General features: G+C 63.1%; 27 protein-coding genes. 8 read left to right on the top strand and 19 right to left on the bottom strand.

Annotated elements, in window-relative coordinates; translation table 11 throughout:
- Window positions 1-174 precede the first annotated feature (174 nt).
- From lpxB to JQ629_RS37150, 4 genes are all read right to left on the bottom strand, one after another.
- Window positions 175-1,359, bottom strand: a complete 1,185-nt coding sequence (gene lpxB / locus JQ629_RS19385; protein ID WP_212414015.1) for a lipid-A-disaccharide synthase — start codon at window positions 1,357-1,359, stop codon at window positions 175-177.
- Window positions 1,359-2,216 (bottom strand): LpxI family protein, encoded by an 858-nt coding sequence (locus JQ629_RS19380; RefSeq protein ID WP_212414008.1) that lies wholly within the window; start codon window positions 2,214-2,216, stop codon window positions 1,359-1,361. The genes lpxB and JQ629_RS19380 overlap by 1 nt, the downstream gene beginning before the upstream one ends.
- A 20-nt stretch (window positions 2,217-2,236) precedes the next feature.
- Window positions 2,237-3,040, bottom strand: a complete 804-nt coding sequence (gene lpxA / locus JQ629_RS19375) for an acyl-ACP--UDP-N-acetylglucosamine O-acyltransferase (RefSeq protein WP_212414007.1) — start codon at window positions 3,038-3,040, stop codon at window positions 2,237-2,239.
- A 246-nt stretch (window positions 3,041-3,286) separates the two neighbouring features.
- A complete protein-coding gene (locus tag JQ629_RS37150) occupies window positions 3,287-3,649 on the bottom strand; it encodes a hypothetical protein (RefSeq protein ID WP_249135153.1) in 363 nt (120 codons plus the stop codon).
- Between the two features lie 241 nt (window positions 3,650-3,890).
- Between JQ629_RS37150 and JQ629_RS19370 the strand changes: the two genes are divergently transcribed.
- Window positions 3,891-4,208 carry a KTSC domain-containing protein gene (locus JQ629_RS19370; RefSeq protein WP_212414006.1) on the top strand — a complete coding sequence of 106 codons (318 nt, stop codon included), beginning with the start codon at window positions 3,891-3,893 and terminating at the stop codon, window positions 4,206-4,208.
- Here the strand turns inward: JQ629_RS19370 and fabZ are convergent.
- The 11 genes from fabZ to JQ629_RS19315 form a co-directional block, all read right to left on the bottom strand.
- Window positions 4,205-4,663, bottom strand: coding sequence for a 3-hydroxyacyl-ACP dehydratase FabZ (fabZ, locus tag JQ629_RS19365; RefSeq protein ID WP_192733399.1), 459 nt, complete (start codon window positions 4,661-4,663; stop codon window positions 4,205-4,207). The two genes, JQ629_RS19370 and fabZ, sit on opposite strands and share 4 nt — an antisense overlap.
- The gene (lpxD, locus tag JQ629_RS19360; protein ID WP_212262369.1) at window positions 4,663-5,727 is read right to left on the bottom strand and encodes a UDP-3-O-(3-hydroxymyristoyl)glucosamine N-acyltransferase; all 1,065 of its coding nucleotides are present in this window, start codon (window positions 5,725-5,727) and stop codon (window positions 4,663-4,665) included. The genes fabZ and lpxD overlap by 1 nt, the downstream gene beginning before the upstream one ends.
- A 132-nt stretch (window positions 5,728-5,859) precedes the next feature.
- Window positions 5,860-8,412: an outer membrane protein assembly factor BamA gene (gene bamA / locus JQ629_RS19355; RefSeq protein ID WP_212414005.1), complete on the bottom strand. Its 2,553-nt coding sequence runs from the start codon at window positions 8,410-8,412 to the stop codon at window positions 5,860-5,862.
- A gap of 173 nt (window positions 8,413-8,585) precedes the next feature.
- A complete protein-coding gene (gene rseP / locus JQ629_RS19350; protein ID WP_212414004.1) occupies window positions 8,586-9,737 on the bottom strand; it encodes an RIP metalloprotease RseP in 1,152 nt (383 codons plus the stop codon).
- Between the two features lie 43 nt (window positions 9,738-9,780).
- The gene (dxr, locus tag JQ629_RS19345) at window positions 9,781-11,004 is read right to left on the bottom strand and encodes a 1-deoxy-D-xylulose-5-phosphate reductoisomerase (RefSeq protein WP_212414003.1); all 1,224 of its coding nucleotides are present in this window, start codon (window positions 11,002-11,004) and stop codon (window positions 9,781-9,783) included.
- A gap of 4 nt (window positions 11,005-11,008) precedes the next feature.
- Window positions 11,009-11,857 (bottom strand): phosphatidate cytidylyltransferase, encoded by an 849-nt coding sequence (locus JQ629_RS19340; RefSeq protein WP_212414002.1) that lies wholly within the window; start codon window positions 11,855-11,857, stop codon window positions 11,009-11,011.
- Window positions 11,854-12,609, bottom strand: coding sequence for an isoprenyl transferase (locus JQ629_RS19335; protein ID WP_192733405.1), 756 nt, complete (start codon window positions 12,607-12,609; stop codon window positions 11,854-11,856). The genes JQ629_RS19340 and JQ629_RS19335 overlap by 4 nt, the downstream gene beginning before the upstream one ends.
- 57 nt (window positions 12,610-12,666) lie before the next feature.
- Complete coding sequence (frr, locus tag JQ629_RS19330; RefSeq protein ID WP_212001459.1) at window positions 12,667-13,230, bottom strand: ribosome recycling factor; 564 nt, start codon at window positions 13,228-13,230, stop codon at window positions 12,667-12,669.
- Between the two features lie 71 nt (window positions 13,231-13,301).
- Window positions 13,302-14,018: a UMP kinase gene (pyrH, locus tag JQ629_RS19325; RefSeq protein ID WP_212262379.1), complete on the bottom strand. Its 717-nt coding sequence runs from the start codon at window positions 14,016-14,018 to the stop codon at window positions 13,302-13,304.
- A gap of 70 nt (window positions 14,019-14,088) precedes the next feature.
- Entirely contained in the window at window positions 14,089-15,012 is a 924-nt protein-coding gene (gene tsf / locus JQ629_RS19320) for a translation elongation factor Ts (RefSeq protein ID WP_212001458.1), read from the bottom strand.
- Between the two features lie 129 nt (window positions 15,013-15,141).
- Window positions 15,142-16,140 carry a 30S ribosomal protein S2 gene (locus tag JQ629_RS19315; protein WP_192733409.1) on the bottom strand — a complete coding sequence of 333 codons (999 nt, stop codon included), beginning with the start codon at window positions 16,138-16,140 and terminating at the stop codon, window positions 15,142-15,144.
- A 395-nt stretch (window positions 16,141-16,535) separates the two neighbouring features.
- Between JQ629_RS19315 and JQ629_RS19310 the strand changes: the two genes are divergently transcribed.
- On the top strand, window positions 16,536-17,003 hold the full coding sequence (locus JQ629_RS19310; protein WP_212414001.1) for an aminoacyl-tRNA deacylase: 468 nt from the start codon (window positions 16,536-16,538) through the stop codon (window positions 17,001-17,003).
- Window positions 17,004-17,092: 89 nt separating this feature from the next.
- On the opposite strand, the gene JQ629_RS19305 is transcribed toward JQ629_RS19310, so the two are convergent.
- The 3 genes from JQ629_RS19305 to JQ629_RS19295 form a co-directional block, all read right to left on the bottom strand.
- Complete coding sequence (locus JQ629_RS19305) at window positions 17,093-17,512, bottom strand: CBS domain-containing protein (protein WP_192733411.1); 420 nt, start codon at window positions 17,510-17,512, stop codon at window positions 17,093-17,095.
- 213 nt (window positions 17,513-17,725) lie between these two features.
- Window positions 17,726-19,282, bottom strand: coding sequence for an acyl-CoA synthetase (locus tag JQ629_RS19300; protein WP_212414000.1), 1,557 nt, complete (start codon window positions 19,280-19,282; stop codon window positions 17,726-17,728).
- Window positions 19,279-19,974 (bottom strand): TetR/AcrR family transcriptional regulator, encoded by a 696-nt coding sequence (locus JQ629_RS19295; RefSeq protein ID WP_249135151.1) that lies wholly within the window; start codon window positions 19,972-19,974, stop codon window positions 19,279-19,281. The genes JQ629_RS19300 and JQ629_RS19295 overlap by 4 nt, the downstream gene beginning before the upstream one ends.
- A 95-nt stretch (window positions 19,975-20,069) precedes the next feature.
- Here JQ629_RS19295 and JQ629_RS19290 point away from each other — a divergent pair, with 95 nt between their 5' ends.
- Genes JQ629_RS19290 through JQ629_RS19270 form a run of 5 tightly spaced genes read left to right on the top strand, consistent with a single transcriptional unit; the run spans window position 20,070 to window position 24,131 of the window.
- Window positions 20,070-21,254 (top strand): lipid-transfer protein, encoded by a 1,185-nt coding sequence (locus tag JQ629_RS19290; protein WP_212413999.1) that lies wholly within the window; start codon window positions 20,070-20,072, stop codon window positions 21,252-21,254.
- 9 nt (window positions 21,255-21,263) lie between these two features.
- Window positions 21,264-21,719, top strand: a complete 456-nt coding sequence (locus JQ629_RS19285) for a MaoC family dehydratase N-terminal domain-containing protein (protein WP_212413998.1) — start codon at window positions 21,264-21,266, stop codon at window positions 21,717-21,719.
- A gap of 8 nt (window positions 21,720-21,727) precedes the next feature.
- A complete protein-coding gene (locus JQ629_RS19280; protein ID WP_349631288.1) occupies window positions 21,728-22,132 on the top strand; it encodes a MaoC family dehydratase in 405 nt (134 codons plus the stop codon).
- 13 nt (window positions 22,133-22,145) lie between these two features.
- Window positions 22,146-22,973: an SDR family NAD(P)-dependent oxidoreductase gene (locus tag JQ629_RS19275; protein ID WP_212413996.1), complete on the top strand. Its 828-nt coding sequence runs from the start codon at window positions 22,146-22,148 to the stop codon at window positions 22,971-22,973.
- Between the two features lie 12 nt (window positions 22,974-22,985).
- Complete coding sequence (locus JQ629_RS19270; protein ID WP_212413995.1) at window positions 22,986-24,131, top strand: acyl-CoA dehydrogenase family protein; 1,146 nt, start codon at window positions 22,986-22,988, stop codon at window positions 24,129-24,131.
- Between the two features lie 47 nt (window positions 24,132-24,178).
- Here the strand turns inward: JQ629_RS19270 and JQ629_RS19265 are convergent, their stop codons facing one another.
- Complete coding sequence (locus tag JQ629_RS19265; RefSeq protein WP_212413994.1) at window positions 24,179-24,706, bottom strand: DUF2846 domain-containing protein; 528 nt, start codon at window positions 24,704-24,706, stop codon at window positions 24,179-24,181.
- Between the two features lie 145 nt (window positions 24,707-24,851).
- Here JQ629_RS19265 and JQ629_RS19260 point away from each other — a divergent pair, with 145 nt between their 5' ends.
- Window positions 24,852-25,007, top strand: coding sequence for a hypothetical protein (locus tag JQ629_RS19260; RefSeq protein ID WP_212413993.1), 156 nt, complete (start codon window positions 24,852-24,854; stop codon window positions 25,005-25,007).

Genomic DNA, 25,007 nt, shown 5'->3' with positions numbered 1-25,007 from the left:
CAAGACTGCCTCCCAAAAAGAAGCCTTGAATCTGATTTGCGCCTAAAAGGGAATCCTTAGAGTCCACACCACCTAGAGCCTTTTCCGTTTCGATTGAATCGGAACGGGGCTCTAGATTCTTGGTTTGACGCGTTTTCTTAACGCGAACCGGCGTCCGCTTCGCTGGAAAACGCTCTACCGCCGCGCTTTGCGCATCGTTGCGAGCACGATATCGGCGGCGCGGGCGCTCGGCGGCGTGTTGCCGGTCGACATGATCCGGTCGATTTTCGCGAAGGCTTCGAGCTGCTTTCGACGCAGTGCGGACTCGCCGAGGAGTTCGCGTAGCACCTGCGATAGTTTTTCCGGCGTGCAGTCCTGCTGCAGGAATTCGGGAACGACATTTTCGCCGATCACGAGATTGGCCAGGATCACCGAACTCACATTGATCGCCCGCCGCAATATCCAGGCTTCCGTCGCGCCGGTGCGGTAGGCCGTCACCATCGGCACGCCTGATAGTGCAAGTTCGAGCGTCACGGTGCCGGATTTTGCCAGCGCCGCATGCGCGATCCGGAACGCGGCCCGCTTCTCCTGCTCGCCGATCACGACGCGGGGCTGCACCGTCCAGGTCTTCAGCGCCTCCGCGACCGCCTCCTGCAGATGCGGCATGGTCGGCAGGATCAGTTCGAACGCCACGCCCTCGGCATTGAGCCGGGCCAGCGCCCGGCCGAACACCGCCATGTGGTGGCGGATCTCGCTACGGCGGCTTCCCGGCAGCACCAGCAGCACCGGCGGCGGCGCGTCCCGCCGCTGCCGTTCCTCAGGGTTGGGCCGGAGCGAGGCGAGCTGTTCGGTCAATGGATGGCCGACATAGCTGCAGGGCGGCCCGCGAAGCTTCTGATAGGCCTCCGGTTCGAACGGCAGCAAAGCCAGCACATGATCGACATAAGTCAGCATCGCGCGGGCGCGGCCGGGCCGCCACGCCCAGACCGAGGGCGAGACATAGTCGACGATCGGAATTTTGGGATCGCTGGCGCGGACACGCTTCGCCACGCGGTGGGTAAAATCGGGGCTGTCGATGATGACGAGAATGTCGGGCGCGGCCTCGGTGACCGCGGCGGCGGTTTGCTTGATCAGCCGCAGGATCTTCGGCAGTTGCTTGACCACGGCCGCAAGGCCGATGATCGAGAGTTCCTCGATCGGAAACCACGAATTCATGCCTTCGCGCGCCATCGCGCGGCCGCCGACGCCTTCGAACTGCACCGCGTCGCCCAGGCGCTGGCGCAACACTTTCATGAGATTGGCGCCGAGGCGATCGCCGGATTCCTCCGTCGCAATCAGGACGATCTTGCGCACCGTGTCGGTGGTCGGACGCGGCGGCATCACGCCGGCAGCCCCTGGATGAACAGGCCGCCGCTGTCGGCGGCCTCGATCATGGCCTGCGCGTCGGCCGCGATGGTTTGTCCGGCAATGATGGCAATGCCGGCAAGCCCTGCCCTGGCCGCGCCTTCGACTGTCGTTGCCCCCACCGTCGGGAGGTCGAAGCGCAAATCCTGGCTGGTCTTGGGCGCCTTGACCAGCACGCCACGGCCCGTGCCGGCGCGGATGCGGCCCTCGCTGCGCAGGCGCGCCACGCGCGCCAGCAGCCCGTCGGTGCCCTCGATGTCCTCCACCGCCACCACGTGACCGTCGATCACCACGACGGCCTGGCCGATGTCGAACGGACTTAGCGCGCGCAACACGGCCCGCCCCTTCTCGATGTCGGCGGTGCCGGCCGGATCGGGCGTTGCGCGGGCAATGCGCCCCTCGGGCATCAGCATATCAGGGGCGACATCCCTGATGCCGACCATGCGGAAACCGTCCTGCTCAAAAATCCGGCCGATCCCCGACAGCAGATGGTCGTCGCCGCCGCGAAACGCCGCCAGGATAGGGCGGATGACGCGGATCGTCCCCCAGTCCAGCCTGATTTCCGACAGCGCTGGCCGCAGCAGCGTGCCGATGAAGATCAGGTCGCGGCAACCTTCGCTGCGCAACAGTTTTTTCGCCCGGCCGATTTGTCCGACCGAAATCCAGTGATGGCGGAAGCGTTCGGCCCGAACCGGGTCGCAGGAGCCCCGCAGCGCGAACAGCACCGGCGCGATGCCGCGCGCGGCAAGCGAATCCGCGACCGCGAACGGCATGGCGCCGCCGCCCGCGATCACGCCGACCGGCGAAGAGATTTCTGAAGCCGCTGGACTCATGGGCTGCGGCGATCCCGTCATCAGGATTTATGAGCGCCGTCGGCCGGCAGGCACAGCGCGCGATGCTTGCCCGCATCGATGAAGGCGAGGATTTCCGCGATCGCCGGATCGTTTGCCGCCAGCGGCTGAACCTCGCCCAGCCGTTCGGCAAAGATGCCGGGGCCATGGAACAGCTTTTGATAGAACGCGCGCACCGTGACGAGCCGGTCCTTGGTGAATGCGCGCCGCTTCATGCCGATGATGTTGAGGCCTTCGAGGCTCGCATACTGGCCGTTGACGAGGCCGAACGGGATGACGTCACCGCGCACGCCGCAGACGCCGCCGACCATCACCTGCGGCCCTATCCGCGTGAACTGATGCACGGCGGAAAGCCCGCCGATAAAGACGAAATCGCCGATCTCGCAATGGCCGCCGAGCGTGGCCGACGTGGCGAAGATCACGTCATTGCCGACCTGGCAATCATGGCCGACATGGCTGCAGTTCATGAAATAGCCGCGCTCGCCGACCCGCGTGACGCCACCGCCGGCAACGGTGCCGGCGTTCATGGTGACGGATTCGCGGATGGTGCAGCCGGCCCCGATTTCAAGCCTGGTCAGTTCGCCGCGATAGCTCAGCGATTGCGGCGGGGTGCCGAGCGAGACGAACGGATAGATCGTGCAGCCATCGCCGATGGATGTCTGCGCCGTGACGTGCACATGGCCGATCAGCTTGCAATTGGCGCCGATCACGACGTGAGGCCCGATGATGCAATAGGGACCGATCGAGGTGCCCTCGCCGATCACAGCGCCATCTTCAATCCGCGCGGTGGGATCGATCGTCGTCATCAAATGCGTCCAGGTTGGGCTGATATCGCCGGGGCGATATTGTCTCGGGTTTTCCGGTGGTTACCGCGACAGGACAGCGCTTGTCCAGTGACGTATGGTTACGGCCGATGTCGTCACGTTTGGATCAATGGCCTTTGCCCGAACCTCCGGTCTTCCGGAGTTGGGTGGTCGATGGAAATCAATACAGAAAACGCCGGCGCTGAGGCCGGAAGCCGCAAGACCGGTAGACGCGAGACCGGCAGACGCTCAGGTCATGCTACCCGGCAGGAAACAGCGGATGGAAATCCCGAGCGCGCTTTTGACCGGCCAGACCATCGTTCGACCGGCGCGATTGGGCTCCGTGATAACGGCATCATCGGGAACGACGACCCAAATGCCCTCGAGGCGGACACGGTAATGTCCATTCTGGGATTCCCAGTCCGGATCGGAGACGACAAAACCATCCGCATCCGAGCAGCACAGGCCTTGGCCGCTCCTCAGCCTATCGAACCATGGCTTCAACGGAGACCCGGCGTAGCGGCCGTCGTCGCGCGCGCTACTCGTGTTTCCTGCCCAAAGAATCGCCAAAAGCACCGCGATCCAAATCTTCGAGAAATTCGTGCAATGCATGTTCGCCCCCAGTGTTGAGGACCAGGTTTCACGCAGGCATAACAAAGCGCTCGTTTGGCTGAAGTTCCAATGCCGCGGGCGATAGAACTACCTCGCTATGAGCCAAGTACGCGATCCAGGGGGCCGTGCAGGATCGAATTCAATCCACGTGGTGAGCGACTGCACGTTGCGTGGTGCCGGGTTACGGCACGCTTCGGGGTGTTTTCCAAAATCGAAGGATCTGCGCTATCCTGTGCGCGCCATGGTCAGAATTGCGACGCTGCTTCTGCATCTGTTCGCCGCCGGGATCGGCTCCGAAACCGTTGATGTGAGGGATCGCGGCCCGGTCGATCTCGGGACGTTCGAGTGCCGCGACATCACCCGCAGCAGCATCGTGCAACGTGTCTGCTACGACGGCGCGCAACGCCACCTGATCGTCGCGGTCAAGGGATCCTACGACCAGTATTGCGATCTTCCGGCCGAGACGTTCGACGCCCTGATGGGCGCGCCGTCGATGGGCGGGTTCTTCAACCGCCATATCCGGGGAGCGTCGGGCGCTCGCTTTGCTTGCCCGAATTAATCCGTCAGCATCGCGCCTACATCGGCCTCGGCGACCACGGTGCCATTGACCTTGGCGTCGCCGTGAAACCACCACATCGCTTTGCGGCGGCCGATCGAGCGCATGTGGTATTCGATGGTGTCGCCGGGCATCACGGGTTTGCGGAACTTGCACTTGTCGATGGTCAGGAAGTACACCGCGCGCGGCTTCTCGGTGCCTTCGACCGACTTGATGCCGATCACGCCGGCGGTCTGCGCCATGGCCTCGATCATCATCACGCCGGGATAAACCGGGCGTTCCGGGAAATGTCCCTGAAAAGCCGGCTCGTTGAAGGTTACATTCTTGACGCCGATGCCTGAGTAATCGGTGCGGATGTTGATCACCCGGTCGATCAGCAGCATCGGAAAACGATGCGGAAGCGTCTTGAGGATCTCGTTGATATCAACGAGTTCAAACCTGACCGGCACCTCCTCCATCACTCCCGTCCCTCGTTCTTCGGATCGGCGGCGCCCTGCACCAGTCGCTCCACTGCAATAATCTCCCTAAACCACTGTTTGGTCGGTTTTGCAAAATAACCGCCCCAGCGGCCGTTGGGCGGGATGTCGTCCTTGACCCCGCTCATGGCGGTGACCTGGGCACCGTCGCCGATCTTGAGATGGTTATTGATGCCTACCTTGGCGCCCAGCGCGACATTGTCCCCGATCGTCAGGCTGCCCGCGAGCCCGATCTGGGCCGCGAGCAGGCAGTGCCTGCCGATGGTCACATTGTGGCCGATCTGGACTTGATTGTCGATTTTAGTGCCCTCGCCGATGACGGTATCGCGCAGGCTGCCTCGATCGATGGTGGTGTTGGCGCCGATCTCGACATTGTTCTGGATCAGGACGCGGCCGGTCTGCGGCACCTTCAGATGGCCCTCGGGACCGAAGAAAATGAAGCCATAGCCGTCCTGGCCGATGCTGCAGCCGGGGTGGATCAAAACGTTGTTGCCGATCAGCGCGAACTGGATCGCGGTACGCGCGCCGACATTGCAGTCCCGACCGATCCGCACCTCGGCCCCGATCACGGCCCCTGCGCCGATCACCGTTCCCGCCCCGATCTCGACCCGAGGGCCGATCACCGCCAGCGGATCGACGATGACGCCGTCTTCCAGATGGGCTGACGGGTCGATGATCGCCGACGGGGCAATTCCGTCATTGTCGAACCAGGACTGCGGACGCAACGCGTCTTCATGCCACTGGCGCGCGATCTGCACGAACGCGCGGAACGGCTGAGCGGCCCGCAGCACCGCGACATGAGGCGGTACCTGCGCCTCAAAACGCGGGCTGACCAGACAGGCGCCGGCCTTTGTCGAGGCGAGCTGGTCGGCGTATTTGAGGTTGTCGAAGAACGCGAGGTGCATCGGGCCGGCCTCGTCGAGCGACGCGAGGCCGCGGACGACATGGCCGCCTTGTGCGGGGTCGACCAATACCGACTTCGTCAACGCGGCGATATCAGCCAGCGTCGACGAAGGCGGTTGCTTGAAGAACATCGGCTGCGCCATTCCACCCGTCGCAGTCCGGCCGGTTGTCGCTTCAGAGGCCCGGTTCTGAATAATCAAAACCGACGCCTCGTTTTGTTTTGACGCGTTTTCTTCACGCGAACCGGGAATCCACTTCGCTTGAAAACGCTACGTTTAGAACGATGTACCGCCGCCGAACCTGAATTCCTGCACGCGGTCATTCTTACCCTTGGTGATCGGAATCGCATAGTCGAAGCGCAGCGGACCGAACGGCGACGCCCAGATCAGGCCGACACCGACCGAGCTGCGGACGACATTGCCTTCGTCATACTGCAGGCCGAGGCAGGTGCCCGGCGTTGCCGGGTTGGTCGTCGGCCTCACGCAACCAGGAACGTTGACTTCACCGGTCTGTGCCCATGCGGTCGACCCCTTATAGTCAAACAGGCCGCCGGCGTCGGCATAGATCGCGCCTTTTAGCCCGACTTCCTTCGGCAGGAACCAGAACGGCATCTGCAATTCCGCCGACGCGCCCCAATATTTGGTGCCGCCGAGCGCATCACCCGTACCGTAGGGGTTGATGTCACGCGGTCCGATACCGTTCGGCGCAAATCCGCGGACCAGGTTCGGACCCATCTGGAAGTGATCGAGCATGCGCAGCTGGTCGTTGCCGACCTGGTTGAGCATGCCGCCCTGGAAGCGGAGCAGGCCGACGATGTCGGCGACCAGCGGGGCGTAGTATTTCGCATCGATCGCAGACTTGATGTAGGAGACGTCGCCACCGATGCCGGCGAAGTCCTGCTTCCAGTCGATCAGCAAGCCCGTGGTCGGGTTCTTGTTGTTGTCCAGCGTGTTGTAGTTCAGCGAATAGCCGACCGACGAGGTCAGGGTCCTGCCGCTCTGCAGCTCCTTGCGGACCGGCAGCGAAGCTTCGCCGTCGCTGTAGCACCACAGACCGACGCCCGAGGCATCGGTAGCGCCCAGTGCGGTCGCGGCCGGCGCGCCGTTCAGATTCACCCAGGCCGGCGACGGATTGAACGCCAGCAATCCGTTGTTCGGGTTGTTGTTACAGTTCGACAGCGAGCTCGGCAGCGAGATTTGCTGCTGATAGATCGAATAGCGCAGCTGCAAGGCCAAATCTTCACGCAGGGTGAAGCCGAGCCGCGGGCTGAAGCCCAGCGTCTTGGTCCCGTACGAGATGTAGCTGTTGGCCAGTTGCTCGCGCTGGAACAGGTCGAGGCCGAGCGCGACGCGATAGTCCAGCAGATAGGGCTCGACGAACGACAGCGAGTAACCGCGTGCGTATTGGCCATAGGTGACCGACGCCTTCGCGTACAGGCCGCGGCCGAGGAAATTGCGTTCGGAAATACTGACCTCGGCGAGCGCGCCGTCGGTGGTCGAATAGCCGCCCGACACCGAGAAGTCGCCGGTCGACTTCTCTTCCAGATCGACGATCAGGATCACACGGTCGCTCGATGAGCCGGGCTCGGTGACAACCTTCACGCTCTTGAAGAAGTCGAGATTCTTCAGCCGGCGCTCGGCACGATCGACCAGCGCACGGTTGTAGGCGTCGCCTTCCGAAAGATCGAATTCGCGGCGAATCACGTAGTCGCGGGTCCTGGTGTTGCCGCGGACATTGATGCGCTCGATATAGGTTCGCGGGCCTTCATCGATCGAGAACACGATCGAGACGGTGTGCTGTTCGAAATTGCGATCGCCGCGCGGACGCACGATGGCGAAGGCATAGCCGCGCCGCGAGGCTTCGATCTGCATTTCCTCGACGGACTTTTCGAGCGCCTCGGCGTTGTAGAGCGACCCGACGCCGACACGCGAGTAGCTGCGCATCGAGTTCACATCGAGGGTCGCGATGCTGGTCTGGAAGTCGACGGTGGCGACGCGGTATTGCTGGCCTTCCTCGATCTTGAAGGTGACGAGGAAGCCTTTGCGCTCCGGATCGTATTCGGACAGCGCGGCCACCACTTGCACGTCGGCAAAGCCGTTCTTGAGATAGAAGCGGCGGATCAGGTCACGGTCGGCCTCGACCCGGTCCGGATCGTAGACGTCGGCGCCGCCGAGGAAGCTCAAGAGGTTGGATTCGCGCGTCTTGATGACATCCTTCAACCGGTAGGACGAATAGAACCGGTTGCCGATGAATTCGATGTTCTTGACGCCGGTCTTGCCGCCTTCGCTGATCGTGAAGATCAGGTCGACGCGGTTGTTCGGCTGGTCAATGATTTCCGGGGTGACGCTCACGTCATAGCGGCCCGAGCGGCGGTAGATTTCAGCGATACGCTGGGCGTCCGACTGAACCATCGGGCGGGAGAAAGTGCCGCGCGGCTTGGACTGGATTTCGGACGAGAGCTGGTCGTCCTTGACCTTCTTGTTGCCCTCGAAGGCAATGCGCCCGATCACCGCGTTTTCGACCACGACCACGATGATCCGGCCGCCGGCCTGATTGATTCGCACGTCCTGGAACAGGCCGGTTTCGATCAGCGCCTTCAGGCCGTCATCGATTTGGGCCTGCCCGAGGCGGCCGCCGGGTCCCGGCTTGAAATAGGAGCGAATGGTCTCGATTTCGACGCGCCGATTCCCCTCCACGGCGATCGAAGCCACCGTCTGGGCAGCAGCCGGCGCCGAAACAAGCGCCGCCGCTAGCGCGGCAGCAACTGGCACGGCGAACATGATCGAGGCGGCCAACAAGCCCCCCCGCACTCGCATTCCAAACATCATGCGCCAAGCGCCCTTGTCATTCTTGTGCTGGTCCGCACCCCTACGAACCGGCAGATTCCCATTTTCTGCATGTCTTGTAGCCAATTTCCCCAAGGCGGCAAACGGAACATCGCCCCGCGATTCCATTTTCATTCCAAGACGTTGCCGATGGGCAACGCCACAAAAAAGCCGCTTCACGATGCCGCCAGATGCAGGATGTCGTTATAGGTCGCAAACACCATCAGCATCAGCACCAAACCCAATCCGATTCGGAACCCCATCTCCTGAGCCCGGTTCGACAGCGGGCGTCCTCGGACCGCCTCCACGGCATAGAACAAAAGATGACCGCCATCGAGCAGCGGAACCGGGAACAGGTTCAGCAGGCCGATCGAGATCGACAGCACGGCTGCCAGGTGCACCAGCGCGGTAAGGCCGATGGTGGCCACCTGCCCCGAAATCTGGGCAATCCGAATCGGGCCACCGACCTGGTCGGCGGCTTCCCGGCCGGTAAAGACGCCGCCGATATAGGCCAGCGTGCGATCGATCACGAACCAGGTTTCCTTGACGCCCAGCCACATCGCGGTTGCCGGATCGACGCGTTCGGTCACGACATCGCCCGGCGCGGTCGCGCGGGTAATGCCCAAAACGCCGAGCCGGTGGGCGTTGCCGAACGGATCCTTTACTTCGCGCTGCTCCGGCGTGCCCTTCATTTGCAGCGTGGCATCGCCGCGCTTGATGGTGAAGTTCAGCTGAACGCCGGCATTGACGCCAACGACGCGCTGCATGTCGGAGAAGCTGCCGATGGTCTTGCCGTCGATCGCGGTGACGATGTCGCCGACCTGAAAGCCCGCTTTCGCAGCGGCGCTGTTGGCTTCGATCTTGTCGACGCGCGCGGTCGTGCTCGGCTTGCCGAAAAAGGTGAACAGGCAGGTGAAGATCACGATCGCCAGGATGAAATTCGCGATCGGTCCGGCGGCAACGATGGCCGCGCGCGGACCGACTTTCTTGTGGTGGAAGCTGCCCGCCTGCTCTTCCGCGCTCATGCTGGCGAGCGCCTCGGTCGAGGGCGTGGAGGCTTCGCTGTCGTCACCGAAGAACTTGACGTAACCGCCGAGCGGGATCGCCGAGATCTTCCAGCGGGTGCCGTGGCGGTCGTTGAACCCTGCAAGCTCCGGCCCGAAACCGAGCGAGAACGTCAGCACCTTCACGCCGCACCAGCGGGCGACCAGGAAGTGGCCGAGTTCGTGGAAGAAAACAACGATGGTCAGGACGAACAGGAAGGGAATGATGTAGCCGATGAGCCCACTGCTCAACGTATTGAAACTATGTAGAAAAAACTCAGTCATTCGATTCCCCTCGACGCGAACCTAAGGCTGCGCCCCCAACCCTCTAGGATGCCTTTAAGGCAATTTGAGGCAATAGGGAGGCAGCTTTATTTCGCGCATTATGGTCAACGGAAATCGCATCATCCGCTGAGCTCAAAGGCGCCAGGTTTCCGGAGCGGACCCAGTCGTTCATGGTCGCCTCGACAAGCCGTGCGATCGCGCCGAATCTGATCTTTCCGGCAATGAAGGCTGCCACCGCCACCTCATTGGCGGCGTTGAACACCGTGGTCAAACCGCCGCTGGCGCGCAGCGCGTCGTAGGCCAGCCGCAAGCCGGGAAATCGCTCGAAATCCGGTGCCTCGAAGGTCAGCTGACCGATTTTGGCGAGATCCAGCCGGGCCGAGGGACCGACGATTCGATCGGGCCAGCCGAGGCAATGGGCGATCGGGATGCGCATGTCAGGCGCGCCGAGCTGGGCAACCACCGAACGGTCGGAGAATTCGACCATGCCGTGGATGATCGACTGCGGATGTACGAGCACATCGATCTCGTCGGGCGTCAGCGCGAACAAATACGACGCCTCGATCACTTCGAGCCCCTTGTTCATCATCGACGCCGAATCGATGGTGATCTTCTGGCCCATGCTCCAGTTCGGATGCTTCAGCGCCTGCGCCAGCGTCGCCTGCTCGATGTCGGTAGAGGTCCAGGTGCGGAACGGCCCGCCCGACGCGGTGATAATCACGCGCACAAGCTCCTCGCGGTTGCCGGAGCTGAGCGCCTGAAACAGCGCGTTATGCTCGGAATCCGCAGGCAGAATGCAGGCGCCTGCCTTGGCGGCGCGCTGCATGAAGAAATCGCCGGCGCAGACCAGGCATTCCTTGTTGGCGAGCGCGACCGACGCCCCGCGATCGACCGCGGCGAGTGCCGGCTTCAGCCCGGCGGCGCCGCTGACGGCGGCCATCACCCAGTCGGCCGGGCGCGCCGCGGCCTCGATGATCGCGCTTTCGCCGGCGCCGCATTCGGTCCGCGTGCCGGCCAGCGCTTCCTTCAATGCGCCGAGCTTGGTGGGGTCGGCGACCGCGGCAAAGCGCGCGCCGAATTCTCGTGCGAGTTTGGCGAGCCCCTCGACATTGCCATTGGCGGTCAGCGCCTCAACCTGGTAGCGGGCGCGGTCGCCGCGCAGCAAATCCATGGTGCTGTCGCCGATGGAACCGGTGGCGCCCAACACTGTGACGGTGCGCGCGGCGGATGCCGCGGCCTTGTTATTACGCAATGGAACCGCGCTCATTTTTTCACCAAACCATAAGACCGCGGCCGACGCCATCGGCGCCGCCCCGGAGGAAACCGATTAGCGCCGCCACCGCGACAGCTGCAACAAATCCGTCCAGGCGGTCCAACAGCCCGCCATGGCCGGGAATGATCTGGCTGGAATCCTTGACGCCAAAGCGCCGTTTGACCGCGGATTCGAAGAGATCGCCGAGTTGAGAAACCACCGAAAGAACGCCTGATATCATCAACAGCGGTCCGATTTTCCCGAGATCCAGCACCGCGAATATACAGGCCACCGCAAGACTTGCGACAAAGCCGCCAATGGCGCCGGCCCAGGTCTTTTTGGGGCTGACGCGCGGCCAGAGTTTTGGGCCGCCGATGCCGCGGCCGGCGAAGTAGCCGCCGCTATCGGTCACCCACACGATGACGAGCACGAAGATCAGCGCGATAAAGCCCTTCACGGGATCGAGCCGCAGCAGGACAGACGCGACCTCCGCCACCGCCGCATAGCAAAATCCCGCAGCGCTCCAGTTGCGCTGCGCCGGCGTGATCAGGGCGACCGCCACCAGGCCAACAACCAGCACGGCGAGCGCCGCATCGATCCGCCCGATGGCGAGACAAAGCCCGGCCAGTGCGAGCGCAGCAACACCTGGTACGACCACGCGTTTGTCGGCCGCGATGCCCACCACCATAAGCCATTCGACATAGAGGCCGATCGCCGCCAACGTCACCAGCGCGGCCCAAAACCAGCCGCCGGCATAGGCGATGGCGACGGCGAGCGGGATCAGCACGGCGGCTGCAACGATGCGCGTCGAGAGGTTGCGCGTATCCTGTCCGGCAGCGGCCGCCGGCGCGGCCTTGCCCTCGGTCACGATCCGGTTTTCGCGGCCAGACCGCCGAAACGGCGCTCCCGTCTGGCATATTCTGCGATCGCGCTTTCAAGCGCCGCCTTGTCGAAATCCGGCCAGTGGATCGGCACGAAGACGAGTTCGCTGTAGGCCGCCTGCCACATCAGGAAGTTCGACAACCGCTGCTCGCCGCTGGTGCGGATGATCAGGTCGGGATCGGGAATATCGGGCGCGTCGAGATATTGGCCGAGCGTGTCGGTGTCGATCGATGCCGGATCGCGCTTGCCTTCGGCCACTTCGCGCGCCAGCCGTTGCACCGCGTTGGCGATTTCCTGGCGCGACCCGTAATTGAACGCGACGACGAGATTGAGCTTGGTGTTGGCGCGGGTCAGTTCCTCGGCCTCGTTCAGGAGCGCGCAGATGTCCGGCTCCAGTCCCTCGCGCTCGCCGATCACGCGCACCCTCACCCCGTCGCGGTGCAGCGTCGCCAGATCGTTGCGGATGAAGCGGCGCAGCAATCCGAACAGGTCGCCGATTTCGGTCGCCGGTCGCGACCAGTTCTCGGAGCTGAACGAGAAGATCGTCAGGTAGACCACACCGAGTTCATGGGCCGCACGAACCACGCGGCGCAGCGCCTCGACGCCTCGGCGATGGCCCTCCGCGCGCGGCAATCCCCGCGCGGCCGCCCAGCGCCCGTTGCCGTCCATGATGATCGCCACGTGCAAGGGACCGGTTCGATCCGGTCCTTCGGTTGCGGGGGCGGCGGCATTCGGCATCGTTAAAGTTCCAGGACCAGTCCTAAAGTCTCGGTCTCAAGTTTCGATCTTAAGGCCTTAAACGGTAAGGATTTCCTTTTCCTTCGCCGCCAGCAATTGATCGATCTCGGAAATCATCCCGTCGGTCGCCTTTTGCACGTCATTGGCCAGGCGCTCCTGGTCGTCCTCGGAGATTTCGTGGTTCTTCTCCAGCTTCTTGACCGTATCGAGCCCGTCGCGGCGGACGTGCCGGACCGCAACCTTGGCCGCTTCGGCGTATTTATGCGCGACTTTGACCAGTTCCTTGCGGCGTTCCTCGTTGAGTTCCGGAATCCGCAGGCGCAGCACCTGCCCTTCGGTCGCGGGGCTCAGGCCGAGGTTGGAGTCGACGATCGCCTTCTCCACGGCCTTGACCATGGATTTGTCCCAAACCTGGACGGAAAGCAGCCGCGGCTCGGGCACGCTGACGGTTGCGAGCTGATTGAGCGGCATGTGCGTGCCGTAGGCATCGACCTGCACCGGCTCCAGCATGGACGCGGCCGCACGACCGGTGCGCAAACCGCCCAGTTCATGCTTGAGCGCCTGGGTGGCGCCCTGCATGCGGCGCTTCAATTCGTTGATGTCAAAACCAGGTGTGGGCATAACGCTCTCCCCTCCTCAGAAAACCATCCGCCGGCATCATCATTCCAGCGGTTCGACGTGGCGCGGGCCGGTCAGCCGGCGACAACCGTGCCGTGGCCGGTACCGCGCAGGATCGCACCTATCGAACCGGGCTCGGCAACCGAGAATACGATGATAGGCAGCGCAGTCTCGCGGGCAAGCGCGAATGCGGTCGCGTCCATCACCTTGTAGCCACCTTCGATGGCCTGCGAATGCGTCAGGCGGTCGAAACGCTTGGCCGACGGGTCCTTTTTGGGATCGGCGCTATAGACACCATCGACATTGGTGGCCTTCAGCACCGCCTGCGCCCCGATCTCGGCCGCCCGCAACACCGCCGTGGTGTCGGTGGTGAAAAACGGATTGCCGGTTCCGCCGCCGAGCAGGACGATACGACCCTCGGCGAGATATTTGTGCGTCGCACTGCGGGTGAACAGTTCGGAAATCTCAGGCATCACGAACGCCGACAGGGTTCGTGCCGGCGTCCCCTTGCGTTCGATGGCCGCCTCGAGCGCAAGGCAGTTCATCATGGTGGCGAGCATGCCCATGGTGTCGCCGGTCGGGCGTGACACGCCACGCGAGGATACTTCGACGCCGCGAACGATGTTGCCGCCGCCGACCACCACCGCCACCTCAACCCCGAGCTGGCGCGCGGCGATCAAATCGTCGGCGATACGGTCCACGGTAGGCTGGTCGATGCCGAAGGACTGGCTGCCGGCGAGATATTCGCCCGAGATCTTGATCACGACGCGACGATAGACCGGCTCTGCCATAGCTTGTCGCTTCCTTCATTCCGCGCAGGCATCCTCCGGCGCAACGGCGCCGGAAGATTGTCGACCGCGGTTACTTCTTGCCGCTGGCCGCCGCGACTTCGGCTGCGAAGTCGGATTCCTGCTTTTCGATTCCTTCGCCGAGAGCATAGCGCACAAACGCAGTAATCTTCACAGGCGCGCCGACCTTGCCTTCGGCCTCCTTGACGGCCTGTGCCACCGACTTGCCGGTGTCATGGATGAACGCCTGCTCCAGCAGGCAGACTTCCTTGTAATAGGTCTTCAGGCCGGACTCGACGATCTTCTCGATCACGTTCTCCGGCTTGCCCTGCTGGCGATACTTGTCGGCCAGCACGTCCTTTTCGCGCTTCACGGTTTCCGGGTCGAGGCCGGACGGATCGAGCGCCTGCGGATTGGTGGCGGCGACGTGCATCGCGAGCTGGCGGCCGAGTGCCGCGAGTTCATCGGTCTTGCCGGTCGATTCAAGCGCCACCAGCACGCCCATCTTGCCGGCGTTGTCGATGACAGCGCCGTGGATGTAGCTCGCCACCACGCCATTGGGGACCTCGAGCAAGGCCGCGCGGCGCAGCGACATGTTCTCGCCGATGGTGGCGATCGCGTCCGAAATCGCGGTCTCGACCGTGAAGTCGCCGATCTTCGCAGCCTTGATCGTTTCGACGTCGGCGCCGACGCGAAGCGCGACCTGCGCGACCATCTTGACGAGGCCCTGGAACTGCTCGTTGCGGGCGACGAAATCGGTCTCCGAATTGACTTCGACGACGACGCCCTTGTTGCCCGAAATCATCGCGCCGATCAGGCCTTCGGCTGCGACGCGGCCGGCCTTCTTCGCGGCCTTGGACAAGCCCTTCTTGCGCAGCCAATCCTGCGCTTCCTGCATGTTGCCCGCGGTTTCGGTGAGCGCAGCCTTGCAGTCCATCATGCCTGCGCCGGTCGACTCGCGCAGTTCCTTGACCATCGCCGCAGAGATCGTTGCCATCGTTGGATATCCTTCTTGCCTGTTAGCCACGAGCGCGGCGCGCCTTGCGCCGTGCCGCCATCAGCTACAGGAATGCCGTAACAGGGAAATCAAACCGGTGGCCGGAAGGCCGGCCACGCGGCGTTACAATTATTCCGCTTCCGCGGTCATCGCCTTGGCCTGGGCAACCCAGCCATCGGCGCGGCTCGGAAGTCCGACCTCTTCGCCGATCTTGTGCGCGGTATCGTGATCCAATTCGGCCAGCTGCCAATAGTGGAAGATACCGAGATCGTTGAACTTCTTCTCGATCGCACCCGACACGCCGGTGAGCTTCTTGAGGTTGTCGGCGGTGCCACGGGGGCCCGCCAGACCCTGGAAGCCGGCCGGCTGCGGAGCAGCCGGGATTTCCTCACGGACCGGCTGCGCGGAAGCGCCGATGTCGATGCCGTGGTCGCCCTGGGCGCGCGAGATGCCGTCGATGGCGGCGCGGGCCACCAGATCGCAATACAGCGAAATGGCGCGGCCGGCGTCGTCATTGCCCGGCACCACATAGGTGATGCCCTTGGGATCGGAATTGGTGTCGACGATCGCGGCGACGGGAATGTTGAGCCGCTGCGCTTCCTGGATCGCGATGTCTTCCTTGTTGGTGTCGATCACGAAGATCATGTCGGGAAGCCCGCCCATGTCCTTGATGCCGCCGAGCGAACGGTCGAGCTTGTCGCGCTCGCGCTGCAGCGTCAGCCGTTCCTTCTTGGTGTAGGCGTTGGCATCGCCGGAATTGAGCACTTCATCTAGATGACGCAGCCGCTTGATCGAACCGGAAATGGTCTTCCAGTTGGTCAGCGTACCGCCGAGCCAGCGCGAATTGACGAAATACTGCGCCGACCGCTTGGCGGCCTCGGCAACGCCGTCCTGCGCCTGTCGCTTGGTGCCGACGAACAGGATACGGCCGCCCTTGGCGACGGTGTCGCTGACCGCCTTCAGCGCGGTGTGCAGCAACGGCACGGTCTGCGCGAGGTCGATGATGTGGATGTTGTTGCGGGCACCGAAGATGAAATCCGCCATCTTGGGATTCCAGCGGTGCGATTGGTGGCCAAAGTGAACGCCAGCTTCAAGCAGCTGACGCATAGAAAAATCGGGTAGCGCCATGGTAATACTTCTCCGGTTGGTTCCTCCGGAAGCGTGTGAGCAGACGAGCCTTATGGCCCGGCTGCCACCGGACGGCCTTTGAGAGCCATGCTTCCGTGTGAGATGGCGCGGTATATAGCCGGATTCCAGCCAGAAGCAAGGAAATACGGCCGGTTTTTGTCGCCTGCTGGCCCGGTCCGGGGCTGCAAATGCGGGCATTCGGGGCCCAAATCCGCCGAAAACCCCCGCGAAGACCCTATCTCGGCCGGGGCGGTTGGGAACGATTCGCATTGTCGCCGGTTTCCGGCAGGCGTAACCTTCACCCAATTCGCAAGCGCCCGCATCGTGAGGCGACGACGCGAGTTCCTCCCGATGCCCGGATAGCGCGTTGCACGCGTTGCAATGGAGGAACCGTTATGACCGTCTCCCCGACCCTGCAGAACTACCTGGACCAGACCGTCACCTACGACCTGATCCCTCATGCCCGCACCATGTCGTCGACGCGCACGGCCGAGGCTTGCCATGTGCCGGGCGATGCTCTGGCCAAAGGCGTCGTCCTTCGCCGTGAGGACGGCTACATGATGGCTATCCTTCCGGCTTCCCGCCATCTCCATTTGCCGGCCTTGAAAATGCAGCTCGGCCACAAGGTTGATCTGGCGAGCGAAGAGGAAGTCGCGAAGCTGTTTGGCGACTGCGAGCGCGGGGCCGTGCCGCCGGTTGGCGAATGCTTTGGGCTCGATGTCATCGTCGACGACAGCATCGATGCGCAGAGCGAGATCTACATGGAGGGTGGCGACCACGCCACACTCATCCGTCTGGACCGCGAGCAGTTCGCACGATTGACCGCGAAGGCCTGGCATGGCCACTTCACCACGCACGATTGAGGCCGCTCGAGCGCCGGTCGAGCGACCTCAAGCAACGCCATCGCGCGCGTTCGCCGTTGAACAGCCGCGTCGCGAGGCGTCGCCGTGCTTCAGTGATGGGCTGAAACGCTCTTGACGTACCCGGACACCACGTCGCCGGACGTTGAATGGCTGATGTCACCCAGGCTGATCATGCCGACCATCCGCTTGCTTTTGTTGATCACCGGCAACCTGCGGACTTTCAGCGTCTCCATGTGATGCACCGCCTTGGCGAGGTCATCGTCCTCCCGGCAGCAGTGGATACCTTCGGTCATCACGTCGCGCGCCTTGGCCCGGCTGGCATCGAAGCCGTTGCCAGCAAGTCCTTTGCAGACGATGTCGCGATCGGTCACCATTCCGATCAGCTGATCGTCCTCCCCGATCGGAATGCAGCCGATATCGTGCGCTCGCATCAGCTTGGCGATTTCGGTGACAGGCGTGTCGGGGCTGACCCAGTCGACGCCCTTGTGCATCGCGTCTTTGACTTTCATGGCGGACCTCCGTTGCTGCGATTTCAGGTGGTATCCCCGTGATGCAGAACAGTTCCCCCTGGCTCGACTATACGACGGATCGGATCGGACGGCATCGCAAAAAAAATGCGATGACGACTCCGCAACGCAGCGAAAGCCCGCGCTGGCAGCACGTCCATCAATCCAGGATGCCTCGCCAGCGTCCAATGGCAGGCAGGCGCACAGGCAGCGGCCTCAGCTCACCATGCGCTGGCGGTTTTCCCAGTACGGCTTGCGCAACTCACGCTTCAGGATCTTGCCGGCGCCGGACAATGGCAGCGGGGTCTGTGTGACCTCGACACTGCGCGGGCATTTGTAACCTGCGATCAGCGTCTTGCAGAAATCCATCAACTCGTCGGGAGTTGCGCTCGCGCCAGGCCTGGGAACGACAATGGCGTGAACCTGCTCGCCCCAGCGCTCGCTCGGGATACCGATCACGGCGCATTGCGCCACCGACGGATGCTGCGCCAGCGCGTTCTCGACCTCGGCCGAATAGACGTTCTCGCCGCCGGAGATGATCATGTCCTTGACGCGGTCGACCACGTACACAAAACCGTCCTCGTCCATGTAGCCACCGTCGCCGGTGTGCATCCAGCCGTCGATGACGGCCTTGGCGGTTTCCTCGGGCCGCTCCCAATAGCCCATCATCACATTGTCACCGCGCACCGCGATCTCGCCGACGGTGCCAGTGGGCACCACCTTGTCGTCGGCGTCGACGATCTTGACCTCGCAACCCAGCGTGGGACGGCCGGCGCCGCGATGCCGCCCCTTGGCGCGGCCATCGCCGACATGCTCCTCCCAGTGCAGTATCGTCGCGATCGGCGACAATTCCGTCATGCCGTAGGCTTGCGTGAACTGCACGTTCGGCAATGCCTTCATGGCGCGGCTGAGCACGGCGTCGCTGATGACGGAGGCGCCATAGGCGATACCCGTCAGCGACGACAAGTCGTAATCGCCGAGTTTCGGATGATCGACGAACATCTGGATCATGGTCGGCACCAGCAGCACGTCGGTCACGCGATCGCGCTGCATCGCGCCGGCGACGCCGTCGGGCGTAAAACCCTGGATGATGACGTTGGAGCCGCCGCTGAGCAGCACCGAATACATCGCCGCCCCGTTGGCAAGGTGAAACATCGGCGCGGCGTGCAGATAGACCGTGCTGCTCGGCCACAGGCCTTCGCCGAGCGCGTTCAGCGCATTGACCATCAGATTGCCGTGGCTGAGCATCACGCCCTTGGAGCGTCCGGTGGTGCCGCCGGTATAGAAGATGCCGGCGAGATCCTCGCTCTTGCGCATCGCATCCTGCATCGGCGCGCTGCGCGCGATCAACGCCTCATACCCCTCCGCGCCGGCGGGGGCGTCGCCATCATCGGCATAGATCAGCTTGAGGCCCGGGATCGTCTGAGCGAGAACAGCGCCGACCGCAGCAAAAGCCTTGTCGACGAACAGGATGCCGGCGCGGCAGTCGCGCATGGCGTCTTCGTTCTCCAGCGGGCTCCAGCGGATGTTGAGCGGCACGATCACGGTGCCGGACCAGCCGGCCGCAAGATAAAGCTCGAGATAGCGGTCGGAATTGAGCGACAGGATCGCGACCCGGTCGCCGGCTTGCGCGCCGAGGTCCCGGATGCCGGCGGCAAGGCGCGCCACGCGGTCGCCGACCTCGCGCCAGCTTTTCTTCCGGTCGCCACAGACGATGGCAAGGCCGTTCGGATTGATCTGCAGCGCGCGCCGCAGGCCGTGCGTGATGTTCATTTCCGTCCTCCCTTTGCCGGCCGGCTTTTCTTTGACGTTGCCGGGCCGCGTTTGCTTGCCGGGGCTTTTGCCAGCCCTTCGGTGAGTTGAGCCGCGAACCGGCTGGCGACGGCTTCCGCCGACCAAGCGCCGTCGCGCTGATACCAATGACCGATCCAGTTCAGTGAACCTGCGATGGCAAACGCCGTGAGCTTCGGGTCGCACGGCTTGATCGAACCGTCGGCGACACCGTCGGCGAGGTACTTGCGAAAGGTCCGGTCGATGCGCTTCTTGGCGGCGCGGACGATCTTCTGGTTTTCCGCGGTCAGGTCGCGCGCATCGAACCGCACCAGACTGGCGCCGGAATCAGTCGTCATCTGCTCGGCATAAGCCTGGATCAGCTTGCGCAGCTTGGCGAGCGCATTGCCGCCGCCTTTGTCGATTTCAGCAATGAACTCGTCGACGATTTCCTGGCCCAACGCCCAGCATTCGAACAGGATCTCATCCTTGCTGCGGAAATAATTGTACAGCGCCGGCTTGGTAATGTTCAGCCGCTCGGCGACATCGTTCAGCGTGACGCGGTGATAGCCCTGCTCGAGAAACAGCCGCACCGCGGTGCGCAGCACGGCTTCGCGTTTCTCGTCGCGCGCGCGGCGGCGGCTCTCGAACGGCATCCAAGGCGATGGATTGGTTTCGGGTGACTGCGCATCCATCCTGATTATTGCCTGCTCTGCATTGACGGGCTCCGTCGGCCCGTATATTACCCATGGGTAAGAAAAAGTCCAATGGGTAATAAAGGGAGCGCACCATGACATCCAGCGTCTATGTTGCCGGCGTCGGCATGATCCCCTTCGTCAAGCCGGGCGCGAACGCGCCCTACCCGGTGATGGGCGCGGAAGCGACCAGGCTCGCGCTGGCTGACGCCGGCGTCGGCTACGAGATGATCCAGCAGGCCTATGCCGGCTACGTCTACGGCGATTCAACCTGCGGGCAGCGCGCGCTCTACCAGGTCGGCATGACCGGCATCCCCATCATCAACGTCAACAACAATTGCTCGACCGGCTCGACCGCGCTGTTCATGGCGCGGCAGGCGATTGAATCAGGCGCGCTCGATTGCGTGCTGGCGCTCGGATTCGAGCAGATGAAGCCCGGAGCGCTAGGAGCTGTCTTCACCGACCGGCCAAGCGCGTTCGACGAGTTCGACGCCGCGGCCGACAAATTGGTCGACGCGCAAGGCGTGCCGCTGGCGTTGCGCTATTTCGGCGGCGCCGGTCTCAGCCACATGAAGAAATACGGCACGCCGCTGACCTCGTTCGCCAAGGTGCGGGCCAAGGCGAGCCGGCATGCCAAGCACAATCCGCTGGCGCTGTTCCGCAAGGAAGTCAGCGCTGACGATGTCATGAACGATCAGGTGATCTGGCCGGGCGTGATGACGCGGCTGATGGCCTGCCCGCCAACCTGCGGGGGTGCGGCGGCAGTATTGGTCTCGGAGAAATTCGCCAGCAAGCATGGCCTGCGCAAGGACGTCCGGATCGCGGCGCAGGCGATGACCACAGACACTCCCTCCACCTTCAAGGCCGGCGACATGATGCAGGTGGTGGGCTTCGACATGACGCGCGCCGCGGCGAACAAGGTCTATGAGGCCGCCGGCATCGGTCCTGGCGATCTCGACGTCGTCGAGCTGCACGACTGCTTCGCGCATAATGAGCTGATCACCTATGAGGCCCTCGGCCTGTGCCCTGACGGCGGCGCGGAGCGCTTCATCGACGACGGCAACAACACCTATGGCGGCAAGACCGTGACCAATCCGTCCGGCGGCCTGCTGTCCAAGGGCCATCCGCTCGGCGCCACCGGCCTCGCGCAATGCTACGAACTGACGCATCAGTTGCGCGGTTCGGCGGAAGCACGACAGGTGGACGGCGCAAGGCGCGCCCTGCAGCACAATCTCGGCCTCGGCGGCGCCTGCGTCGTCACGCTCTACGAACGCGTCTGAGGCCCTGATATGATTGACCCCTCCCTCATCGGACGTAGCCTTTCGCCTGTCACCGCGCATGTCGAGCCAGGACGCCTGCGTTATTTCCGCGAGACGCTGGGCGAGACCAATCCGGTCTATGGCGATGCCAAGGCCGCGCAGGCTGCCGGCTATGCCGCGACGCCGGTGCCGCCGACCTATCTGTTCTGCCTTGAGATGATGGACGCGGAACAGGCCTTCGAGTTCATCACCGTGATCGGCGTCGACATCGGGCGCCTGCTGCATGGCGAACAGCGCTTTACGTACCGGGCGCCCGTGGTGGTCGGCGACACGCTCAAGTTCCAGCCGCGCATCGTCAGCGTCGCCGACAAAAAGGGTGGCGCGATGACGCTGGTCGGCATCGAAACCAAAGTGACCAATCAGAACGGCACCCACGTCGCGGACTGCGCCCGCACCGTGGTGGTGCTCAATCCCAAAACCGCATGAGTACCGCCGTGAAAGCTCAACCCGCGATAGGCGACCGCATCGTCCACAAGGTGTTTCCGCCGATCAGCCGCCACACGCTGGCGCTCTATTGCGGCGCCTCGGGCGACCACAATCCGATCCATGTCGATTTGGATTTCGCCAAGGCCGCCGGATACCCGGATGTCTTTACCCACGGCATGCTGGTCATGGGCTATCTCGGCCAGGCGCTGACCGATGCGGTCCCTCCCCCGCGGCTCCGCATGTTCTCGACGCGCTTCGTCGCAATCACGCAGCTCGGTGCACGCCTGACCTGCGAGGGACATGTTTCCGAATTCGTCGAGCATGATGGCGAGCGATGCGCGAAGCTGGCGCTGACGACCAAAGACGAGAACGGCGATCTCAAGCTCGCCGGCGAAGCCGTCATCGTACTCTGATCAGGGAAAACAAATGACCAAGCTCAAGGGAAAAGTCGCGCTGATTACGGGATCGGGGCGAGGCATCGGCCGCGCCATCGCGCTGAAACTCGCCAGCGAGGGCGCGAAGGTCGTGGTCAACGATCTCGATGCGGCGCCGGGCGACGCCGTCGCCGCGGAAATCCGCAAGGGCGGCGGCGAAGCCATCGCGATCAACGGCAGTGTTTCCGAGGCCGGTTTCTCCGACCGTTTCGTCGGCGCAGCCATGGAAACATTCGGCGGCCTCGACATCATCGTCAACAACGCCGGTTATACCTGGGACTCGACGATCCAGAAGATGACCGACGAGCAGTTCCAGGCCATGCTTGACGTCCACCTGGTCGCACCGTTCCGTCTGCTGCGCGCCGCCTCCGAGCCGATCCGGATCATGGCAAAGAAAGAGGCCGAAGCCGGCCGCGAAGTGTTTCGCAAGGTGGTCAACATTTCCTCGATCGCCGGCCTTTACGGTAACGCAGGCCAGGCCAGCTATTCGTCGGCCAAGGCGTCGCTGATCGGGCTGACGCGCACGCTTTGCAAGGAATGGGGACGCTACAAGGTGAACGTCAATTGCGTGGCCTTCGGCCTGATCAATACGCGCCTGACCCAGCCGATCGAGACCCAGCAGAAGACCATCGACGTCGCCGGCCGTGACATCAAGATCGGGGTCCAGCCCCAGATGCTCGACGCGATGGCGAGAATGATTCCACTCGGACGCGGCGGCACACCGGAGGAAGCGGCGGACGCCGTCTATCTGTTCTGCAGCCCGGAATCGAACTACATCAGTGGGCAAGTCGTCGTCTGCGGTGGCGGCCTCATCATCTGACGCGAGGGATCAATGCAATATCGTTCATCCTGGATGACGGAGGAACTGGACGTCTTTCGCGACCAGTTTCGCAAGTTCCTCGCCAAGGATCTGGCGCCGCATGCGGAGAAATGGCGCGACCAGAAGATGGTCGACCGCTCCGCCTGGCGCGGGCTCGGCGAAATGGGCGCCCTGCTTCCGAGCGTGCCGGAAGCCTATGGCGGGCTGGGCGCCAGCTTCGCCTATGAAGCGGCCGTGATCGAGGATCTCGAAACCGTGGTACCGGAAGTAACGACCGGGTACTCGGTGCATAGCGCCATCGTCGCGCATTACATTTTGAACTACGGGTCCGAGGAACAGAAACAACGCTGGTTGCCGAAAATGGCCAGCGGCGAGTTCGTCGGCGCCATCGCCATGACCGAACCCGGCACCGGCTCCGATCTGCAGGGTGTGCGCACGACAGCCAAAAAACAGGGCAACAACTACGTCATCAACGGCCAGAAGACTTTTATAACGAATGGTCAGGCCGCCGACCTGATCATCGTGGTCGCGCGCACCGGCGAGGCCGGCGCCAAGGGAATCTCGCTGATCGTGGTTGAAGCCGAAGGCAACGACGGTTTCCGCCGTGGGCGCAACCTCGACAAGATCGGCCTGCATGCATCCGACACGTCCGAATTATTCTTCGACAATGCGGTAGCCCCGCCGGAGAACCTGCTGGGCAGCGAGGAAGGCAACGGCTTCGTGCAGCTGATGCAGCAATTGCCGCAGGAGCGCCTCTCGCTGGCCGTCGGCGCCGTGGCGTCGATGGAGCGCGCGATCAAGCTGACCGCCGACTACACCAGGGAACGAAAAGCTTTCGGCAAGCCCATCATCGAATTCCAGAACACCGCGTTCAAGCTGGCCGAGCGCAAGACCGAAGCCATGATTGCGCGGGTGTTCGTCGATTGGTGCGTCGAACGCCTGGTCGCCGGCGAACTCGATACCGTGACGGCCTCGATGGCAAAATGGTGGACGTCGCAGAAGCAGGTCGAGACCGCGGACGAATGCCTGCAGCTCCACGGCGGCTACGGCTACATGGAGGAATATCCGATCTCGCGGATGTTCGTCGATGCGCGGATCCAGAAAATCTACGGCGGGACCAACGAGATCATGAAGCTGCTGATCGCGCGGTCGCTGTAACAGGAGAGGCGGCGACGGCTCTGGGCCGCTACGGGCTTCAGCTGGGCTTAGTCCGCCAATTGCAGTTCTGAGAGCGTCGTTCTCGCCGTCGGCTCGTCCAGCGCAATAAGGTCGGCCGGTCCTGTATTGTCGCTGCCGGATGTTGCAACGGACGCAACCAGGGCTCCCGCCAATCCCGCAACCATGGTCGTGCCGGTTACCGCGTCATGCCTCGCGCTCGACTTGACCAGAAAGAAGTAAGTGCGGCCGGGCGCCGTGGTGAAATCTCGCCTGGACTCGCCGGGAAACAACACTTCGGTTGCAGTGAGCTGGTGCGGACCTGCCGGGAGATCGGCATAGGCGTAGGTTCCGACCACCACCTTGCCCATTGGTCTACCGTCCAGCTTCACATCGCAGGCGCACAGGGACATGGACAGGCCGTCGCGCTTTTGTTGAAGCACCACTACCCGGGACTGTCCTGGTTTTGGCGGACCGATCTTTTGCGACATCGCCGCATAGTCTGTTCCGACTTTGGCTGTCATACAGCCCGACAACAGCAACGCGCCCAAAAGCAGCGCAATTCCACGCCCCAACATAACGTCCCCAGCACTTGTCCCGGAAAAGGGCATAGCCGAAAACATCGTGAGGTTGCAATAGCTGTTGCTATGTCCTCCACGTAATCGGTAAACAGCGCAGCGACATCGAGATTTTGGCGATCGTGGCTAAATTGGAGGCCGACTCATGGTTCGCACAATTCGCAAGGCCGGTATGATGGAGGTTCCGTTCTCCGAATATCGGCTCGAAAACGATCCGCGATTTCTGCAGCGCATCGAGCGGGCCCGCAACAGCCTGCAATCAGGGCGCGGCGTCCGCCTCGAAGATATCGAGCAGGAATAG

This window comes from Bradyrhizobium sp. AUGA SZCCT0222, assembly GCF_018130205.1.
Taxonomy (GTDB): domain Bacteria; phylum Pseudomonadota; class Alphaproteobacteria; order Rhizobiales; family Xanthobacteraceae; genus Bradyrhizobium.
The sequence above is the reverse complement of the archived record's forward strand: the minus strand, read 5'-3'. Positions and strand labels throughout refer to the sequence as shown.

Excerpts from the sequence above, each read along its gene's own strand:
- JQ629_RS19370 (WP_212414006.1), top strand. The coding sequence starts at position 3,891 with ATGGTCAGAATTGCGACGCTGCTTCTGCATCTGTTCGCCGCCGGGATC.
- rseP (WP_212414004.1), bottom strand. The coding sequence starts at position 9,737 with ATGACTGAGTTTTTTCTACATAGTTTCAATACGTTGAGCAGTGGGCTC.
- JQ629_RS19265 (WP_212413994.1), bottom strand. The coding sequence starts at position 24,706 with ATGTTGGGGCGTGGAATTGCGCTGCTTTTGGGCGCGTTGCTGTTGTCG.
- pyrH (WP_212262379.1), bottom strand. The coding sequence starts at position 14,018 with ATGGCAGAGCCGGTCTATCGTCGCGTCGTGATCAAGATCTCGGGCGAA.
- JQ629_RS19285 (WP_212413998.1), top strand. The coding sequence starts at position 21,264 with ATGATTGACCCCTCCCTCATCGGACGTAGCCTTTCGCCTGTCACCGCG.
- JQ629_RS19315 (WP_192733409.1), bottom strand. The coding sequence starts at position 16,140 with ATGGCGCTACCCGATTTTTCTATGCGTCAGCTGCTTGAAGCTGGCGTT.
- JQ629_RS19260 (WP_212413993.1), top strand. The coding sequence starts at position 24,852 with ATGGTTCGCACAATTCGCAAGGCCGGTATGATGGAGGTTCCGTTCTCC.
- JQ629_RS19310 (WP_212414001.1), top strand. The coding sequence starts at position 16,536 with ATGACCGTCTCCCCGACCCTGCAGAACTACCTGGACCAGACCGTCACC.
- JQ629_RS19295 (WP_249135151.1), bottom strand. The coding sequence starts at position 19,974 with ATGGATGCGCAGTCACCCGAAACCAATCCATCGCCTTGGATGCCGTTC.
- tsf (WP_212001458.1), bottom strand. The coding sequence starts at position 15,012 with ATGGCAACGATCTCTGCGGCGATGGTCAAGGAACTGCGCGAGTCGACC.
- lpxA (WP_212414007.1), bottom strand. The coding sequence starts at position 3,040 with ATGACGACGATCGATCCCACCGCGCGGATTGAAGATGGCGCTGTGATC.
- lpxB (WP_212414015.1), bottom strand. The coding sequence starts at position 1,359 with ATGCCGCCGCGTCCGACCACCGACACGGTGCGCAAGATCGTCCTGATT.
- JQ629_RS19305 (WP_192733411.1), bottom strand. The coding sequence starts at position 17,512 with ATGAAAGTCAAAGACGCGATGCACAAGGGCGTCGACTGGGTCAGCCCC.
- JQ629_RS19275 (WP_212413996.1), top strand. The coding sequence starts at position 22,146 with ATGACCAAGCTCAAGGGAAAAGTCGCGCTGATTACGGGATCGGGGCGA.
- JQ629_RS37150 (WP_249135153.1), bottom strand. The coding sequence starts at position 3,649 with ATGCATTGCACGAATTTCTCGAAGATTTGGATCGCGGTGCTTTTGGCG.
- frr (WP_212001459.1), bottom strand. The coding sequence starts at position 13,230 with ATGCCCACACCTGGTTTTGACATCAACGAATTGAAGCGCCGCATGCAG.
- fabZ (WP_192733399.1), bottom strand. The coding sequence starts at position 4,663 with ATGGAGGAGGTGCCGGTCAGGTTTGAACTCGTTGATATCAACGAGATC.
- JQ629_RS19290 (WP_212413999.1), top strand. The coding sequence starts at position 20,070 with ATGACATCCAGCGTCTATGTTGCCGGCGTCGGCATGATCCCCTTCGTC.
- JQ629_RS19300 (WP_212414000.1), bottom strand. The coding sequence starts at position 19,282 with ATGAACATCACGCACGGCCTGCGGCGCGCGCTGCAGATCAATCCGAAC.
- lpxD (WP_212262369.1), bottom strand. The coding sequence starts at position 5,727 with ATGGCGCAGCCGATGTTCTTCAAGCAACCGCCTTCGTCGACGCTGGCT.
- bamA (WP_212414005.1), bottom strand. The coding sequence starts at position 8,412 with ATGATGTTTGGAATGCGAGTGCGGGGGGGCTTGTTGGCCGCCTCGATC.
- JQ629_RS19380 (WP_212414008.1), bottom strand. The coding sequence starts at position 2,216 with ATGAGTCCAGCGGCTTCAGAAATCTCTTCGCCGGTCGGCGTGATCGCG.
- JQ629_RS19270 (WP_212413995.1), top strand. The coding sequence starts at position 22,986 with ATGCAATATCGTTCATCCTGGATGACGGAGGAACTGGACGTCTTTCGC.
- dxr (WP_212414003.1), bottom strand. The coding sequence starts at position 11,004 with ATGAGCGCGGTTCCATTGCGTAATAACAAGGCCGCGGCATCCGCCGCG.
- JQ629_RS19335 (WP_192733405.1), bottom strand. The coding sequence starts at position 12,609 with ATGCCGAATGCCGCCGCCCCCGCAACCGAAGGACCGGATCGAACCGGT.